A 17,477-nucleotide genomic window follows, 5' to 3' on the forward strand; every position below is an offset into this window, starting at 1 on the left:
ACCGTGACCGTGCGCCTGGCCGCGCGCGACAAGGCGCCGCGCTATGGTAAGCCTTCACTGACTTTGTCCGCCCGGGCCGACGGCGCCGGACGCTGCGCGCCGTCAGGCCGCGCGGCCGCCCAGATAGAGCTCGCGCATGCGCGGGTCGTTCAGTAATTCGTCGGCCTTGCCGGTGAGCGCGACCTTACCCAATGCCAGCACGTAGGCGCGGTCCGAGATGTGCAACGCCTCCATCGCATTTTGCTCCACCATCAGAATCGCCACCTTGTCCTGACGGCGGATGTCCTGAATCGCGGCAAAGACGTCCGCCAGCATTTTGGGCGATAGCCCGGCCGAGGGTTCGTCGAGCAGCAGCGTCGCTGGCGACGGCATTAGCGCGCGGGTCAGCGCCAGAATCTGCCGCTCGCCGCCGGAGAGCGCCGAGGCGGTGGCGCGCCACTTTTTACGCAGCAGCGGGTAGCGTTCGCACAGCTCTTCCATCCTTTGCTGGCGCTGGCGCTCCGGCAGGAACTGGCCGCCGGTTTGCAGATTTTCTTTAATCGTCAGGTTGTTGAATACGTTATCGGTTTGCGGCACGAACCCCAGTGAGCACTCACGTACCTTACGGTGGATCGGTAACTGGCTGACGTCCTGACCGTCCAGCATCACCTGGCCGCTGCGCGGATGGAGGTAGCCGGCGATACATTTGAGCAGCGTGGATTTGCCGCAGCCGTTGGGACCCAGCAGGGTGACGATCTCCGCATTTTCGACCTGCAGAGAGATGCCCTGCAGGATGTCGATGCCCGGCGTGTAGCCGGCAATCACCTCATGCAGCGTAATCATACGGCCTCCTGTAATGACTGAGTGCTGCGGCCCAGATAGGCTTCCAGCACCTGCGGGTTATGCGCCAGTTCGTCCGGGTGACAACTGGCGACAATATGACCGCGGTCCAACACGATGCAGCGCTGGCAGAGTTCGCGAATAAAGTGCATGTCGTGCTCGATAACCACCAGCGACAACCCGTCCCGGTTGAGACGCAGCAGCGTTTCCACGATGTCGCGCCGCAGGTTGGGATGCACGCCGGCCATCGGTTCGTCCAGCATCAGAATTTTTGGATCGCCCATCAGGGCGCAGGCGATGCCCAACAGTTTTTTTTGCCCGCCCGACAGCGCCGCGGCCGGCAGGTCGCGCACTTGGGTCAGCAGCAGTTCATCCAGCAGGGCGCTGGCTTTGTGTTTATCTTGCTGCTCGGCGCGGCGGCCGGCCGGCAGCGACAGCAGACTGCTCCAGAAACCGTGGTGACGCGTGCCGGCGGCCAGCACCACCTCCATGACCGACATTTTCTGCGGCATGGCGGGCAGTTGGAAGGTTCGCGCCACGCCGCTTTCGATAATGCGGTGAGTCGGCAAACGATCGATGCGCTGCTCGCCCACGCGGATGGCGCCGCTATCGACGGCGGTAAAGCCGGAGATGGCGTTCAACAGGGTGCTTTTCCCCGAACCGTTCGGCCCGAGCAACCCGAGAATTTCGCCCTGGTGCAGAGTAAAAGTAACGCCCTCCAGCACGCGGTTGCCGCCGAAGGACTTACTGACCCTGTCAACCTGCATCAGCGGTGTCATGATGGTATTCTCCTCAGTCGTTCCGGCAACAGGCCGCCGGCGCGTCCCAGCAGGCAAGCCAGCAGCATCACGCCCACCGCGCCCAGACGCAGCGCGCCGGTAATGTCGGAGCTGATATTGAAAATGTCTTTGGCGAACGGAATAAAGCTGTACAGACACTGCACCACCAGAACGCCCAGCAGCACGCCGGCCACGTTGCCGAGGCCGCCGATCATCACCATACTCCAGATGAGAAAGGTTTCGGAAGACAGCAGATAGTCGGGGCTGACATAGCTGGTGTAGTACGCCAGCAGTACGCCCGCGCCGGCGCCGATGGCGGCGCTGCACATCAGCGCGCGGCATTTCAGCCACTGCAGCGGATAGCCCATGCAGGTCGCCAGCTGCGGCTGTTCGCGCATTAGCCGCAGCGCGCGGCCGAAGCGGCTTTTACCCAGCCGCAGAGACATCAGCGCCACCAGCAGCAGCGCCAGCAGGATGACGACGGTAAAAATCAGGCTGTCCTGCTGTTGTGAACCGGTCGACCAGGGCGCGACGATATTGCCCAGCCCCTGGGCGCCCCCGGTCAGCTGATCTTCATTAATCGCCACGGTACGGATGATTTCGGCCACCGCCAGCGTGGCGATGCCCCAATAGTCCGCTGCCAGCTGGCGACCGAGCGCGGCCATACCCGCGCCGACCAGCATTGCGACGACGATGCCGATCAGGCTGGCCTGAACAAAAGGCAGGCCGAGCTGGGTACCGATGCCGGCCGAGTAAGCGCCGATGCCGACAAAAGCGATATGGCCGAAATTCAACAGTCCGGCATAGCCGGCCTGAATGTTCAGCGCCAGCGCGATCAGCGCGTAGATCCCGGTGATACTGATCAGATGCAGCAGAAAATCAGACACGACGAACCTCCCGGTTAAACAGGCCGTAAGGGCGCAACAGCAGTGCCAGCAGCAGAATGAGGAATGAGGCCGCGTTGATGTAGGTCACGGGGATGAATACCAGTTCGCCGCCAACCAGCCAGCCGAAATCCAGATTGGTGACCAGCGTTTCGGTGGCGGCGATCAGCAGAGCGCCGAGAACGGCGCCGATCGGATTGCCCAGCCCGCCGAGAATGGCGGCGGCCAGCACCGGCAACAGCAAATCATTGCCCTGGTTTACATAGGCGCTGGCGTTCATCGCCAGCAGCGATCCCCCCAGCCCGGCCAGCGCCCCGGCGATAAAATTCACGGTGTGCACCAGCGCATCGGCGTTAAGCCCTGACGCCGCCGCCAGATCGCGGTTGCTGGCCAGTGCCCGGATAGAACGGCCGAGCGAGGAATAGAACAGCAGAGCGCCGAAGCCGACCAGCAGCGCCAGCGTAACCAGCATGCTCCACAGCTGATTGCGAGTGATATGGCTGTCGCCCAGCGATAGCATCGGGCTGAGCGGCAGGTCGTAGCCGATCGGAGAGGATCCGGCGACGCCGAGGATCACGGCGATCATGATCATCGACAGCGCCAGCGATCCGATCATGGCGTTGGCCGGTCCCGCCTGCGCCAGCCGGCGAAAGATCCAGTGGTGCAGCAGTACGGCCATAAGGCCGCACAGTGCGCTGGCGACCAGCACCGCCGGCACGAACGGACAGCCCATCGTCAGCAGGGCGGCGGTTATAAACGATCCCACCATGGCATACTGCACATGCGCCACATTAGCGAAGCGCACCAGTCCGTATACCAGACTGAGCCCCAGGGCGATCAGGGACAGATCGGCGGTGCGGAGTAATGTATCAAGGATGAACTGAAACATAGCGCTTTCCTAAAGGGAACGTATCTCTCATAAGTGAATCACCTGCTTAGCGCAGCACCTGTGCGCCGTTGACCACTTTGACCTTTTTATACGGCTGCGTCTGGCGCTGGTTTTCGGCGTCCAGATTGAGCGGTCCGGTCACGCCGTCGAAGTGCGGCGCCACGCTCTGCATCGCCGCCTGCAACGCGGCCGGATCGGTGCTGCCCGCCTTATTAATGGCGGCGGCGGCCAGAGTAACGCTGTCGTAGGCATAGCTGCTGTATGCGGACTGCGGATCCGCGCCGTAGCGCTGATGGAATTGTTCGATAAAGCCCTTGCCTTCATCGCCGGTGCTGGCTACTTCCATCCCCATTTTCCCTTCGATGTACTGCGCCGACGTGTTGGCGGTGGTCATGGTCAGATACATACCGTACCAGGGCGTCGTGTTCAGACCCATTTCATAAGATTCGCGATTAAGCACCACCGCGTCCTGGCCGTAAGTGGTATAGACATAGGCATCGGGGCGAACGCGCGCGAGCTGGCCCAGCTCGCGCCGGTAGGAGGGCTGACCGCCGGTGTACAGCATTTTAGCCACGACCTTGCCGCCCAGTGCCTGAAAGTCTTTGCTGAACTGATCCAACATGCTTTGGCCATAGGCGCCGTTCGGCGCGATGAAGGCGACCTTGCGGTAACCCATGTCGTAAACGTCCTGGGCGGAGAATTTGGTGGCCAGATCGGCCAGGCCGATGACGCTATAGGAGTATTTGCCGACCTTGCGCATATCGGTGCTGGAAGAGTTGATGTTAATGTGCACCAGCTTGTTTTTCACCAGGTATTGCCCGATGGGAATGGTGACGCTGGAGGAAAACTCGCCCATCACCAGCGGCACATGGTTGACCTGGGTCAGCTTACGCACCGCATCCAGCGCGGTGACCGGGCTGCCGGCCGAATCTTCGATCATCACCGCCAGCTTCTGTCCGTTGACCCCGCCCCGGGCATTGATCTGCTCAACGGCTAATTCTATTCCCCGACGCGTGTCTTCGCCGATGCTGGCGCTGACGCCGGTCAACGGCAGAATGGCGCCTACGGTCACATCGGCCTGAGCCGGCAGGGATAATCCCAAAAATGCGCTGCCGATCAGCGCGGAAGCAAAGAAAGCGTTACGAACATGCACGGTCATACGGTATCTCCTGGTCAGAGTGAATGAGGCGGCGTTATACCCGTCATACTTCGGGCTGCAGGCGCGCTGTTTTCCGGCATCCTGAAGCCTGGTGGGCGGCGTAAACCGTCATTCCTGTCTTTCATTACTGTGTGGTTGTCTGTCACCGGGCGGGTGGCGGGCTTAACGGTTTCGTTCTTTCAACAAGTGAATAACAAAGTGAATGATGAAGTGAATACACTTTGCCAGAAATATGCAGCAATTGTTATGCCAGCTGCAAGAAAAAACGGCTGTCTGCGGCGACAATGGGCGATAGTTTTTTGTTCAATGCCAATATTATTCAATAATAACAATGGTTCACTGACGTATGGCGATATGTCCGGGCACTGTTCAATGTTTTATACGGAAAAAGCATAATTAATTAAATAATGGAATAAATAACAAAGCATCGGCAGTGTCATTGCTTCTGTCTGGTGCAGATGCGTTCATAATAGTGCAATTGGCGCTATCGGCCAGTCGCAGATATTGATAAATTATCGTCTGCCGAAATTCGTCTCGATCTATTTTTACCCTCTATTCAATCAATAAAAACGTATGGATAGAAGTGTATGCACATCGTTATTGTGTTATGTATTCAGACATGCTATGAATTTAATTATATCCGTCATACTTCACGTTGCAGGTGCGTTTGCTTACCCCATCACCTGATTAAACAGGCGCATCGGGATTCATGCCGCTTATTCCTGGTGCTTGCTTTTCGGGGCGCGCCGGCGTTGTTCAAAACGTTAACGTTTTGCCCTGCAGCTTGAATTATTTAAAGGATGGCGGCAGCGCTCTCCTTGCCGGAATACGGCGGCCGTCTGGCCTGCGTATTAAAAAATACACCCGATGGATTGCTGAGCGCGGGCGGACGGCGCAAGCGCCGCGTTCCCGTTAATTCGGGCGGCGGCGAAAGTCGCCCGCCGGTTCGTCGGGTTCGGCAGGGCGGAACGCTCGGTGGCGTACGGCCGCGTTTCCGCCATCCGCGTGGGCTCGTCGCCCGTCAGCCAGCAAGAGGAAATAACGTGCCGGTAAGCCCAAAAACAATGCGTAGCGCCGACAGCGTAGAGAAAGTGTATGAAGTGGTAAAAGCGCTGGCGATAGACTATCGCTTCAAACCCGGAGAACGGATTAATGAAGTGGAACTGGCCAGCCGGCTGGGCGTGTCGCGCACGCCGGTGCGCGAGGCGCTGAATCGCCTCGCGCAGGATGGTTTTATGCGCTTTGTGCCCAACCGCGGTTTCTATGCGCGGGACATTACGCCAGAAGGGGTGCACGAGCTGTATGAGATGCGCGCGGTGATTGAACAGGCGGCGTTTCGTTTTGCCTGCCAGCGAGCCAGCGATGAGGAAATCAACCTGGCGGCGGCCATCTGGGAACAAAGCTGCCTTGACCTGCCGGACCCGATCACTATAACCGACTGGACCAAAGTCGCCCAGGATGATGAGGCGTTCCATATGGCTATTGCCCGCATAGCCAGGAATGCGCGTCTGTATGAAACGCTGGACAGCCTGAATTCATTGATTCGTTTCTTCCGGCGCATCGATCTGGAAACGCCCAGCCGACGCAATAATGCTTACGATGAGCACGTCGGCATTATTGACGCGCTGCGCAAGCGGGATATCGAACGCGGGGTCTTATTACTTGAAAAACATGTTTCCCTGAGCGCGGAACACGCGGTAGAGGTGACGAAAGAGGGGCTGGCGCGTATTTATTTTGGCAAACGTTTTCGGGCGAAAAAATAATGATTGGGCGCGAACGGCGCCCCCCTCGCCATTCAGGCCGCGGGCGCGCAGGCATATCCGGTTCCGCCGGCCGGGATATTGTGAGGTTAGCCGGCGCGCCGCGTTATGGCGCGCGGACATATATTTGGCGCGTCGCGGTTAATTATCAACGGCGGCCTGATGATCTTGTTTTATTCACACTTTGAGGGCAGAGAATGAGTCAGATTCATTTTATTGGGGCCGGACAAATGGCGGAGGCCATTATTCGCGCGGCGCTGAGCGGCGGCAAGCTGTCACACGACGCCATCACGCTTGAGGATATCGACGCCGCAAGGATCGATACGCTGACCGAGCGCTATCAGCTGACCAGCGCCCTGCGCGGCGAAGCGGCGCTGGCGGCGGCCGACTATATCGTGATGGGCGTGCGGCCGCAGGACGATATCGTTTCCGTCTCCGCCCGTATCCGCCAGTATGCGGCGCCGCAGGCGACGGTGGTTTCCATCATTGCCGGCGTGACGCTGGCTACGCTCACTGAACAGCTGGGCGATCAGCGGCCGATAGCCAGGGTGATCCCGAACACGCTGACCGATACCGGCTATGGCTACAGCGGCGCGGTGCTGAACGACCTGGTTGACGAGGCGCCGCTGCGGGCGTTTCTGGAGAGCTTCGGCAAAGTGATGCTGGTGGAAGAGCGGTTACTGGATATTTTCACCGGTTACGGCGTGGCTGGGCCCAACTATGTTTATTACTTCATCGAATCGCTGGTGGATGCCGGCGTGTTGGCCGGGATGCCGCGTCAGCAGGCGACTCAGATCGCCTATGAAAATCTGGTGGGCGCGGTGGCCATGCTGAATATCAGCGGCAAACATCCGCGTCAGCTGCTGGATATCAATAACTCGCCGGCCGGGGTGGGAATGAACGGTTTGTATGAGCTGAACAACAGCGATTTCGCCGCCGGATTACAGCGCAGCGTGCTGGCGGCGGTGAAACGCACCACCGAGTTGGCCGGCAAATAACTTTTGCCGCCGTGCGCGCTGCGCCGATCTGAACGCGCGCCGGGCGCGGTCCGTTTATGGGCCGCGCCTGTTGACCGCCGGCCCCGCTATGGCTGCATAGCGACGGGGATAGGCTTTTAGTGATGTCTATGATAGTGGTTGCCGGTCTGCGGATTTTTATACTGACCATTCTTGTGAGAAGAACCATGGCCGCCAGCATAATGACCGCCTTTGGCAAATGAGGCCGCCGGCGCTAATAACGCCAGGCTAATTAGCGCAATAATGACTTTCTTCATAATAACCCTCTGTTATTTTGGTTAAATATACATACTGCGCGGTAAATATAGTCCAGAATTTTGTGGTAGAGGGTTTGTACTCGTCATACTTCAGGTCGCAGGTGCGTTGGCCGCGCTCAATTATGCGGCCGTGTCCCCGGAGCTCGCACTGGCCTGCCGTCGCCGCGCTGCTTAAATCCTCCCCCGATATATCTTTCACTTTCTTGCCGCGTGACGAGGCGCATCATGCGGCTTCGCCCCTAAAGAACCAACGCTCGGCATTGTTCAAAACAATAACGTCTTGTTCCGCACCTCGAATTATTCAGGGTATAGACACAGGCTGTGTGCCGCAATTATCTGACCGATGTAAAATCGCGCAATCCTGACAGAGGTCAGCAGTAAAAACGTACAAGAGAAGATCAAAAAACAAACAAAACTAATGCATTTTTCTCATCGTCAGTCAGCGAAAATGAAGTGCGGGACACAGCCTAAATAACCGCACTCTAATAGTGCTCCACTTTTGGCTGGCTCTTGTAAGACAAGCCGTTGGCGCATTATTTCCGCCGGCCACGGCACCGCCTAAATAACGTCGATAATAGCGCGATACTTGCCCTGCAGGTTGAGTGACAATGATATTATGATTAAATCATAATTATCTGTTTTTAATGATTATTCTGATTATGTCATCATCAGTTACGCGCTGTGGCATGATCAAAAATGAAGCATCAATGCGCGAAGCTATTGAGCGCTTGTGATGCGGTGCGCTAACGCGACTGCCATACGTCAATAAATACAGGTGTAGCAGAACCAGTCGCAGTTATTTGGTCAATATCTACTGTTTAATAGCATGCAACAGTCTGTTTAAAATAAAAAGGTTTTTATATATCGATAACCGGGTATCTTCTTACCACAGATATTTTGGTCTGTCGGTAGCAATAATTTTCCGATATGGCGATGTTTGTGTCTTTTTATGTTCAGGTGAGTGAATGAATAAAAATATCGGTGTTGTTTTTGTCGTTATTCTGTCCGCTTTTTTTTGGGGATCGAATTTTAATGTCGCATCGCTGGTGGTTAACCCTATTTCCCCTGTTTTTGCCGCATCCGAGCGTTTTTTTATTGCAACGATTTTTATTTTTCTGGTGTTAATTATTAAAGGTCAGTGTGGATTATCAACCATCAGGAAAGATATTTTCGCTATAGCCGTTTTGGGACTGATCGGTATAACCGGACTAAACGTTGCATTCTTTATCGGTATGAGATCCACATCGCCGATGAATGGCGCGTTGATCATGGCGACGTCCCCAATGACAACCGCCTTGCTGAACGCCCTGCTGGATAAGCGGCGAGTGCCGTATATCAATATGGTCGGCATGGCGATCAGCTTTATCGGCGTCGCGTTAGTTATCAGCGATGGCAAGATTGTTAATCTCGCCAGAATGAACTTCCGTTCTGGTGACCAGCTGATGATGTTCGCTAATTTGTCCATGGCGATCTATACGGTAGGCTGTAAGCGTTTCATTAAAACCGCCACGCCTTTGCAGATATCCAGTTTTACCATGCTGAGCGGCACGATCGGCATCATTATTTTTACGCTGTTGTATCCAACTGAACCACAGCCGTTTTCGGCCATTAGTCTGCAGTCACATGTTTTGCTGGCCTATATGGGAATTGCCGGTTCCGTTTTGGCCTACTTATTCTGGAATATAGGCATTAATCGGCTTGGCGTCCCCGTAACCTCTATTTTCTTTAATTTCGTGCCGATTTTTACCATGCTGATTTCTTTATGCCAGGGCGCGAGCCTGAACATGATGCAGCTGAACGGTACGATACTGGTGGTTGCCGGCGTATTGATTACCACTCAGTCCGCGCGGATTATCAACGGGATGCGCTACGCTTTCCAGCGCAGTCATTGAGTGCGGCGTTAAGCGCCTGGCCCAACGGGCGTTACGATTACCCTGCGAGCGCATCCCGCAACGGAAGGCGAAATAGTCCTGACGGGATGGGCTGCGTCGCCTCTGACGCGTTGTGGCATGGGCCGTCAAATCTCAGTTATTTTTTTCATCAACCAGATTCAGAGAATGCAAAAACTGAATAAAAGCCTGTTCTTTGGCCGACAGGTTTCGATTGGCGTGCACCACATACAGCTGCAGCGGACCCGGGATGTCCTGATCCAATACACTGACCAGTCGCTGTTGGGCAATGGCGTTTTTGACGGTGAAAGAGGGTAAATACACCACTCCGGCCCCTTGCTCCGCGACTTTGCATAAATCGAGGCTGCTATTCATTCGCAGATTGCCTTTGACCTGGACATCGTAGCGTTCACCATCCCGCCAAAATCCCCAGCCATTGCGTCGGTTATCATAGTGATCCAGACAATTATGCCGAACCAGTTGCTCCGGCGTTTCTGGTTTGCCGTGTATGGCGAAGTAGTCTGGCGAAGCGCAGACTTTTTTACGCCAGAAACCGAGTAGCTGGTAATACAAGCCAGAGTCAGGCAATGGTCCTGCATGGAGGGCAAGATCGTAGCTGTGGCTGAAAATATCCAGCAGGTGATTGCCATTTACGATCTCCAGCGTCAATTCAGGATATTGCTGGCTAAGCCGATGTACGGCGGGAGCAAGGAAGAGATGGCTTAATGAGTAGGGCAGGCCAACCTTCAGTACGCCCGAGACTTCTTCGGATAGCCCGTTGAGATCACGCACACTCTGTTCCAGATACCTGACAATATTCGTGCTGTGCTGATAGAAACGTTGTCCGGCCTGGGTCAGCGCCAGCGCCCGGGTAGTACGATTAATGAGTTTTAGACCGAGATGCGCTTCCAGCCTATCAATCCGTCGGCTGATCATGGCGGGAGAAAGCCGAAGCTGGTCCGCCGCGGCGCGAAAGCCATGGCATTCCACCACCGTTAAAAAAGTTTTCATCCAGGTTAATAACATGCCGGTTTGCCTGCGCTCAGGATAGGGTCAGGCATTATTGTATACCCGTCGTCTTTTCGGGGGCAGTCGTGGTATCCGTCTTGCATATTGCGCTTGCTGAACCGCTGCGGCGCCAATGCGCTAGCCCGATGCCGGTCGGGCGCGCTTTGTGGCCCGGGCCGGTGAACCGGCAGAAAGCGGAAAGCCTGCCCCTGGCTTCCCGCCCGGCGCTTCATCTCGCCAGCATCAGGGAAAGCGCGGGAATATAGGTTACCAGCATCAGCATCAGCAATAAGGCGGTCAGTAACGGCAGAGAGGCCTTAAAGAATTGCCCGACGGAAACCTGGGTGATATTGCACACCAGCAGCATTACGGTGCCGACCGGGGGCGTAAAGGCGCCAATCGACAGGTTAAAAATCATAATGATGCCGAAGTGAATCGGGTCGATGCCGAAATGGCTCACGACGGGCTTGAGCAGCGGTACCAGAATCAGCAGGATCGCATTGCCTTCAAGAAACATCCCCAGGGTGAGCAGCAAGAGATTGATGATCAGCAAAAAAACGTATTTGTTATCGGTCATTGAGGTGACAAACTGAGCGACCGCCACGCCCGCGTGTTCCAGAGAAAATATCCATCCCAGCGCCGCGCTGGCCATAATGACCAGCATGACCGACGCCGTGGCGCGCGCAGTTTCCGCCAGCGCTTTAACCACGTGGGCGATCTTCATTTCCCGGTAGATAAAAAAGCCGATGATTATCACGATCAGAACGGCCACCGCGCCGGCTTCGGTCGGAGTGAAGATATTGGCGCGGATACCGCCGACGACGGCGACAATCAGGAACAGCGCCGGCCAGGCCTGACCCAGCGAAAAGACGACTTCTTTGCTGTCGGGCCAGCGATCGCGCGAGGGTTTAAAATTTCCCTTTCTGGCCACCAGATAAACGGTCGCCATCAAAACCACGGCGCAGAGCAAACCGGGCAGCAGGCCTGCCATAAACATGCGGCCAATGGAAACGTCGGCTACCAGGCCGTAGATAATCAGGGCGATGCCCGGCGGAATGATCGGCGTCACCAGCGAGCCGCCGGCGGTGATGGCGGCGGCGAACGCCCGGTTATATCCTTTGCGCTCCATTTCCGGCACCATCATGCGCGACAGCATCGCGGCATCGGCGAGGTTGGAGGCGCTGACGCCGCCCATCATGGTGCTGACCAGAATATTGGCTACGCCTAGTCCGCCGCGCATTTTGCCGACCAGTACGTTGGCGATCTGTAAAATGCGTTCGGCGATGCCGGTGTAGCTCATGAGCGTACCCAGCAAAATGAAAAACGGGATCGCCAGCAGAGACGGGCTTTGCGTGGGCGCGATCAGCCGTTGAATGGCGATCTCGAGCGGAACGGCGGCGAAAAACAGAAACCAGGCGATAATACCGACGAACATGGCCAGATAAACGCGCATATTCAGAAACAGGCAGCCGATCATAACGGGAATAATCCAGAGCCAGCTCATGATTTACCCTCCGCGTGGCCTGCCCTGATGTCCTGTCTGAGCCAGTACAGCGTGAAGCAGGCGGTGCCCAGCGCGCCCACCGGGACGGCAAGGTCGATCCAGTACCAGGATATTTTTAATATTTGCGTCACTTTAAACTGGGTCATTTCCGCCAGTCGGTAACCCAGCCAGGCCATATAGAGCAACAGGACGACGGAGAACAGCGCGACCAGAATGCGCAGGCCATTTCTCAGCCGGTCAGACAACGCATCCACCACGAAAGGAATCGTCAGATGAGCGCGATCGCGTTCGGCAACCGCGCCACCTAACATCACGACCCAGATCATCAGAAAGCCGGACATCTCTTCCGTCCACTGTATCGGCTGGTTGATAAAGTAACGCATAAATACGGCGCCAATTGTCATGACGACTAAAATAAATAGCGCCAGAGCGGCGCCCGCTTCCATGATTTTTCCCAATATACGCATATATTCCTCATACGGAATGCGGCGGTATTTTTGATATCACGCTACCCGCGTTCCTGAAATTAAAATTATTTAGGTTGTGAATATATAAACTGCGTTGATTATTTAATCTGCTGCTGAATGGTTTCATAGAGATTGGGCGACCATTCAGGAAATTGGGAGTAAACGGTAATGGCTTTTTGGCGAAAGGGTTCATTATCGGGATAAATAATCTCCACGCCTTCTTTTTCCATCATCAGCAGCATTTCCGCATCGCGCTCTAACGTCAGTTTCTGGCTATAGAGGCCGGCCTGATAACCGGTTTGATGAATCAGCTCCAGCTGTTCGGCCGGCAGGCGGCTGAAAAAAGCCTCTCCGCCAATCCACAGCGATGTGTTCGTCAGGTAATTCACCATCGATAAATAGCGAGCCTGCTCGTACAGCTTTTGCCCCTGTAATACGGAGATCGGATTCTCCACGCCATCAATCATGCCCTGAGTCAGCGCCGGGTACACTTCGCCCAGCGGCATCGGAGTCGGCGTTGCCCCCATGGCCTGTAACGCTTTAATCTGCATGACGTTATTTGGCACGCGAATCTTCATGCCCGCCAGATCGTCCGGCGTACGAATCGGTTTTTTGGCAATAATTTGCCGCGTGCCGTAGAGGTAGTTGTTAATAACGATGTGGATGCCTTTTTTCTTCAGCGCTTCGCTTTTTTCCTTAAACCAGGGACTTTGGTAGATGGAAAATAATTTTTGCGGATTATCGGTTAAATAAGGGCCGAACAAGATGCCGAGATCCGGTTCATAATCGGCCAGGAAGGCCACATCGCTCAGGGTAATCACATTCATTCCCATCATGGCTTGCTCGGTGATATCCTGCTTTGACCCCAACTGGGAACTGGGGTAGAGTTCAAGCGTAATTTCGCCCTGACTTTTTTCTTTCAGCAGATCGGCCCAGTAACGCATAACTAAATCTAAAGGTTCGCCGGGGTTATTCTCGTAAGCGACTTTGATGGATACTGGTTTATTTTTTGCCATCGAATGGGAAGCGATAGTCATTCCGGACAGCACGACCAGCAGCGTGAGCATTATTTTTGTCATTATTTTCATGTTATCACTCTCTCCAGCAGCGTAATATTTTTATACCCGTCATACGTCAAGTCGCGGGTTCGTTGGTTTTGTTACCCGGCCCAGGCCGGAGGCAGATCCTTCGGGCCAATGCGTTGTCCGATACGCGGACGTTTTGTCCCGTAACGCAAATTATTCAGGCTATATACGGATGAGAATACCGTAGTGAATTTTTTCCGGTGAATATGCGATGGCGGTTTTTGTGCTGCGGACGGAGTTTTATGGTTTTTAATCCGTTTTTATCTTGCTGATTTCCAGGCGTTCGATAAAGACGGCGGAATATTTTTTACGCCGGTTATTATTTTTCCAGGCGCGAGTCAGCTGCACAGGCGGATTAATGTGAGCTGGATCAACATGTGATATAAATCACATAGTTGGCCGCGAAATAAAACTATTGAACACATTTAGTAGGTAAAGTAACGGCAATATTTTAATGAAATAGAATAAGATAGCGCCCATAGCAGGTTTAATTTTATATACTCGTCATACTTCAGGCTGCAGGCGCATTAGCTTTATTATCTGGTTATCGCCTTTCTGCAATCCGAATTATTTAGAGTAGAGAGATGAGAAACTCCCTGACCCATTATTCCTCATCTCTTTTTTTACTTTTTTTGATGCTGTATCCGGTCCCGACAAGGAATATATCCGATAATTTCAGAGTGCAGAATCAGCCCCTGTAGCCTGAAAGATGAAGGGCATTACGCCCCCTCCCGGCGCCATCAATCTCATTCGCAACTTCGTCTTAAAACAGGGTGGTATAATTATGTCTGCAAATCAGGGCAGGTTGGTGAAACTGCTGATTATTTTGTCTCTTGCCGGGGGACTATGGATGCTGCCGGTGCCTGCCGACGTGAATCCGGCGGCCTGGCATCTGATGGCGATCTTTATCGCGACAGTGGTGGGGTTAATCCTGGCCCCGTATCCGCTGGGGGCGATGGCCATGTTCAGTCTGACCGCGGTGGCCGTTCTCGGGCTGCTGTCGATAAAGGATGTGCTGGCGGGGTTTAGCGACCCGACCATCTGGATGATCGCCTGCGCGTTCTTTATTTCACGCGGCTTTATCAAAACCGGTTTCGGCCGGCGCATTGGCCTGTTGTTTATCAGTCGGTTGGGCAACAGTTCGCTCGGGCTGGCTTACGGACTGGTGTTTACTGATTTGCTGTTCGCTCCCGCGATGCCGTCCACCTCCGCCCGCTGCGGCGGCATCATTACGCCGTTGTTCCGCTCCATTTCTGAAGCCTATGACTCCACGCCGGAAAAAGGCACGCAGCGGCGTATCGGCGCGTTTCTGGTGCAAAGCATCTTTCAGTGCAACGCCATTACCTCCGCCATGTTTATGACTTCTATGGCCGGCAACCCGATGGTCAGTAAACTGGCCAGCCAGTTCGGTATTCACATCAGCTGGACCGACTGGGCGCTGGCGACGCTGGTGCCTGGCATACTGTCGTTGATGCTGATCCCCTATCTGATCTATCGGTTCTATCCGCCGGAGCTGAAGAAAACCACGGAGATGCGCGCTATCGCCGTACAGCGTCTGCAGGAGATGGGCCGCATGAGCCGCGATGAATGGGTGGTGCTGGGCGTGTTCCTCGGGCTGGTCATTTTCTGGGTGCTGGGGTCAACGCTCAATATCGACGCCACGCTGACCGCGTTGGCCGGATTAAGCGTACTGCTGCTGAGTCGGGCGTTGAGCTGGGATGACGTGGTGGGCGAAAAAGAAGCCTGGCATACGGTGGTCTGGTTCGCGGTGCTGATGACGCTGGCCGGTCAACTGAATAAGCTGGGGCTGATCGCCTGGCTGGGCGGGTTGGCCGGCGATGCGGTGAGCGGAATGAACTGGGTGCCGATGCTGGGCCTGCTGCTGCTGGTGTATTACTACAGTCACTATTTGATGGCGAGCGCTATCGCGCATATCAGCGCCATGTATGCCATTTTTGTTTCCATCGCGCTGGCGGCCGGCGCGCCGCCGATGTTGACCGTGCTGGTGTTCGGCATGTTCAGCAACCTGTTTATGTCGACCACCCATTATTCCAGCGGTCCGGCCCCGATCCTGTTTGGCTGCGGCTATGTGCCGCTGGCCACGTGGTGGAAAATCGGTTTTCTGATTAGTCTGGTGGTGATTCCGATATGGTTGGGCATCGGCGGTATGTGGTGGAAAGTGTTGGGCTTCTGGTAACGCCGGCGCTATCGAACCCGTCGTCAATCTCCCGCCGTTGCTTTACCTGTTTCCCCCTGTCGCCGGCCGACGGGCGTAAGGGGGAACATCCGTCACGATAAAACATGCCAAACCGTATAAAATAGTGACTTAAGGTAATGGTTTATCCGGAGAACAATATGATTAAAAAAAAGACACCGTTAAAACTGGGGACCTCAGTGATCCTCATGGTGTCCGCGGTGATCGGCGCGGTGTTGATGGTAGTTTACGCCCTGCTGTTTTTCCGTATTAATCAGCTGTCGGAAGATCATTTGCGCGAGAAAGCGTTTGCCATCGCCCGTACCTTCGCCGCCTCCCCGGTGGTGATCGATGACCTGAACGGATTGGGGAATCCGGAATTGATTCAACTGTCCGCCGAACGTATCCGCATGCGCAACCAACTGTTGTTTGTCACGGTGACGGATATGAACGGTATCCGTCATACCCACCCGGAGCGCGAGCGGATAGGCGGCTATTTTGCCGGCCGCGATATCTATCCGGCGCTGTTGGGGCTGGAGAATACCGCCATCAATCGCGGTACGCTGGATCCGGCGCTGCGGGTGTTTACGCCGGTGTTTAACAACGACAATAAGCAGATTGGCGTGGTGGCGCTGGGCATCGCGCTGACCAGCGTGCAAAAGGTGATTAACGAGAACCGCTGGATGATCCCCTGGACGATTCTGGCCGGCGCGCTGGTCGGTTCGCTCGGCACCTGGTTTTTGGTTAAGGCGCTCAAACGCATTATGTTGGGCTTTGAGCCGTTTGAAATTTCCAATCTGTTTGAGCAGCGCAATGCGATGCTGAAGTCGATCAAGGAAGGGGTGATCGCTGTCGATACCGCCTCGCGTATTACTATCATTAACGATGAGGCGAAACGGCTGTTCAGGCAGAGCGCGGCGCCTGAAAAGCCGCCGGCTGAAAACGTCAGCCGGCGCTGGCTGGAGGAGCTGCATCTGCGCCAGGTGCTGGAAACCGGCATCGCACGGCGTGATGAAGAAATTAATTTTAATGGTAATCTCTTACTGACCAATACGGTTCCCGTGGTGGTGAAGGGGGATATCATCGGCGCGATCGCCACGTTCCGCGATAAAACCGAAGTCAGCCAACTGCTGGAGCGGCTGAGCGGCATGTCCTACTATGCGGATGCGCTGCGCGCGCAGTCGCATGAATTCATGAATAAACTGCATGTGATTCTGGGCATGCTGCACCTGAAATATTATCCCCAGCTGGAAGAGTACATTCTGAAGACGGCCAGTAATTATCAGTCTGAGATCGGTTCGATTATCCGTAAGGTAAAATCGCCGGTGATCGCCGGTTTCCTGCTGGGTAAAATCAACCGCGCTCACGATTTGGGCATTACGCTGTCGATCACGGAAGACAGCCTGCTGCCGGAATCGGAAGACATGGAGACCACCAACGAGCTGATTACCGTGCTGGGCAACCTGATAGAGAACGCCATGGATGCGCTGTCCGGGCTGGAAAACCGGGAAATCAGCGTCAGTTTTCACCACCAGCAGGGGCGGTTGCACTGTATTGTAAGCGACGACGGACCGGGCATTACGCCTGAAAACCAGGCGCGGATTTACCAGCAGGGCTTTTCCACTAAAGGCAGCGGACGCGGTATCGGCCTCTACCTGACCCGGCAGAGTCTGGAAAAAATTGGCGGAACGATAGATTTTGAATCGGAACCTGATGTTTATACTCAGTTTTTCGTGAACATTCCTTATCAAGGCAAGGCGGTATAAC

15 protein-coding genes are annotated in these 17,477 nt (G+C 55.0%); 5 read left to right on the forward strand and 10 right to left on the reverse strand.

The window, feature by feature from the left end; all coding sequences use genetic code 11:
* Window positions 1-102: 102 nt before the first annotated feature.
* From FJU30_RS15890 to FJU30_RS15910, 5 genes are read right to left on the reverse strand one after another with little or no spacing between them, the layout of a single operon-like run.
* On the reverse strand, window positions 103-822 hold the full coding sequence (locus FJU30_RS15890; RefSeq protein ID WP_150435958.1) for an ABC transporter ATP-binding protein: 720 nt from the start codon (window positions 820-822) through the stop codon (window positions 103-105).
* Window positions 819-1,598, reverse strand: coding sequence for an ABC transporter ATP-binding protein (locus FJU30_RS15895; RefSeq protein ID WP_150435959.1), 780 nt, complete (start codon window positions 1,596-1,598; stop codon window positions 819-821). Before FJU30_RS15895 ends, FJU30_RS15890 begins: the two co-directional genes overlap by 4 nt.
* Window positions 1,595-2,485 (reverse strand): branched-chain amino acid ABC transporter permease, encoded by an 891-nt coding sequence (locus FJU30_RS15900; RefSeq protein WP_150435960.1) that lies wholly within the window; start codon window positions 2,483-2,485, stop codon window positions 1,595-1,597. The genes FJU30_RS15895 and FJU30_RS15900 overlap by 4 nt, the downstream gene beginning before the upstream one ends.
* Entirely contained in the window at window positions 2,478-3,371 is an 894-nt protein-coding gene (locus FJU30_RS15905) for a branched-chain amino acid ABC transporter permease (RefSeq protein WP_150435961.1), read from the reverse strand. The genes FJU30_RS15900 and FJU30_RS15905 overlap by 8 nt, the downstream gene beginning before the upstream one ends.
* A gap of 46 nt (window positions 3,372-3,417) precedes the next feature.
* Window positions 3,418-4,530 carry an ABC transporter substrate-binding protein gene (locus FJU30_RS15910; RefSeq protein ID WP_150435962.1) on the reverse strand — a complete coding sequence of 371 codons (1,113 nt, stop codon included), beginning with the start codon at window positions 4,528-4,530 and terminating at the stop codon, window positions 3,418-3,420.
* A 1,064-nt stretch (window positions 4,531-5,594) separates the two neighbouring features.
* On the opposite strand from FJU30_RS15910, the gene FJU30_RS15915 reads away from it, so the two are divergent.
* Both FJU30_RS15915 and FJU30_RS15920 read left to right on the forward strand, forming a co-directional pair.
* Window positions 5,595-6,293, forward strand: a complete 699-nt coding sequence (locus FJU30_RS15915; protein ID WP_150436092.1) for a GntR family transcriptional regulator — start codon at window positions 5,595-5,597, stop codon at window positions 6,291-6,293.
* Window positions 6,294-6,487: 194 nt separating this feature from the next.
* A complete protein-coding gene (locus tag FJU30_RS15920; protein WP_150435963.1) occupies window positions 6,488-7,288 on the forward strand; it encodes a pyrroline-5-carboxylate reductase family protein in 801 nt (266 codons plus the stop codon).
* A 116-nt stretch (window positions 7,289-7,404) separates the two neighbouring features.
* Here FJU30_RS15920 and FJU30_RS26880 read toward each other — a convergent pair whose 3' ends face one another.
* Window positions 7,405-7,563 carry a hypothetical protein gene (locus FJU30_RS26880; RefSeq protein ID WP_191091627.1) on the reverse strand — a complete coding sequence of 53 codons (159 nt, stop codon included), beginning with the start codon at window positions 7,561-7,563 and terminating at the stop codon, window positions 7,405-7,407.
* Between the two features lie 965 nt (window positions 7,564-8,528).
* On the opposite strand from FJU30_RS26880, the gene FJU30_RS15925 reads away from it, so the two are divergent.
* Window positions 8,529-9,455 (forward strand): DMT family transporter, encoded by a 927-nt coding sequence (locus tag FJU30_RS15925; RefSeq protein WP_150435964.1) that lies wholly within the window; start codon window positions 8,529-8,531, stop codon window positions 9,453-9,455.
* Between the two features lie 132 nt (window positions 9,456-9,587).
* On the opposite strand, the gene FJU30_RS15930 is transcribed toward FJU30_RS15925, so the two are convergent.
* The 4 genes from FJU30_RS15930 to FJU30_RS15945 all read right to left on the reverse strand — a co-directional run bounded on the left by FJU30_RS15930 (window position 9,588) and on the right by FJU30_RS15945 (window position 13,510).
* Window positions 9,588-10,463, reverse strand: coding sequence for a LysR family transcriptional regulator (locus tag FJU30_RS15930; protein ID WP_191091628.1), 876 nt, complete (start codon window positions 10,461-10,463; stop codon window positions 9,588-9,590).
* Window positions 10,464-10,689: 226 nt separating this feature from the next.
* On the reverse strand, window positions 10,690-11,964 hold the full coding sequence (locus FJU30_RS15935) for a TRAP transporter large permease (RefSeq protein ID WP_150435966.1): 1,275 nt from the start codon (window positions 11,962-11,964) through the stop codon (window positions 10,690-10,692).
* Window positions 11,961-12,431 carry a TRAP transporter small permease gene (locus FJU30_RS15940; protein ID WP_150435967.1) on the reverse strand — a complete coding sequence of 157 codons (471 nt, stop codon included), beginning with the start codon at window positions 12,429-12,431 and terminating at the stop codon, window positions 11,961-11,963. Before FJU30_RS15940 ends, FJU30_RS15935 begins: the two co-directional genes overlap by 4 nt.
* A gap of 98 nt (window positions 12,432-12,529) precedes the next feature.
* Complete coding sequence (locus FJU30_RS15945) at window positions 12,530-13,510, reverse strand: C4-dicarboxylate TRAP transporter substrate-binding protein (protein ID WP_191091635.1); 981 nt, start codon at window positions 13,508-13,510, stop codon at window positions 12,530-12,532.
* A gap of 790 nt (window positions 13,511-14,300) precedes the next feature.
* Between FJU30_RS15945 and FJU30_RS15950 the strand changes: the two genes are divergently transcribed.
* Together FJU30_RS15950 and FJU30_RS15955 are read left to right on the forward strand one after the other, a co-directional pair.
* Window positions 14,301-15,713, forward strand: coding sequence for a DASS family sodium-coupled anion symporter (locus FJU30_RS15950; protein ID WP_150435969.1), 1,413 nt, complete (start codon window positions 14,301-14,303; stop codon window positions 15,711-15,713).
* A 158-nt stretch (window positions 15,714-15,871) separates the two neighbouring features.
* Entirely contained in the window at window positions 15,872-17,476 is a 1,605-nt protein-coding gene (locus FJU30_RS15955; RefSeq protein ID WP_150435970.1) for a sensor histidine kinase, read from the forward strand.
* Window position 17,477 lies beyond the last annotated feature (1 nt).

The sequence above is a fragment of the Affinibrenneria salicis genome (assembly GCF_008710095.1).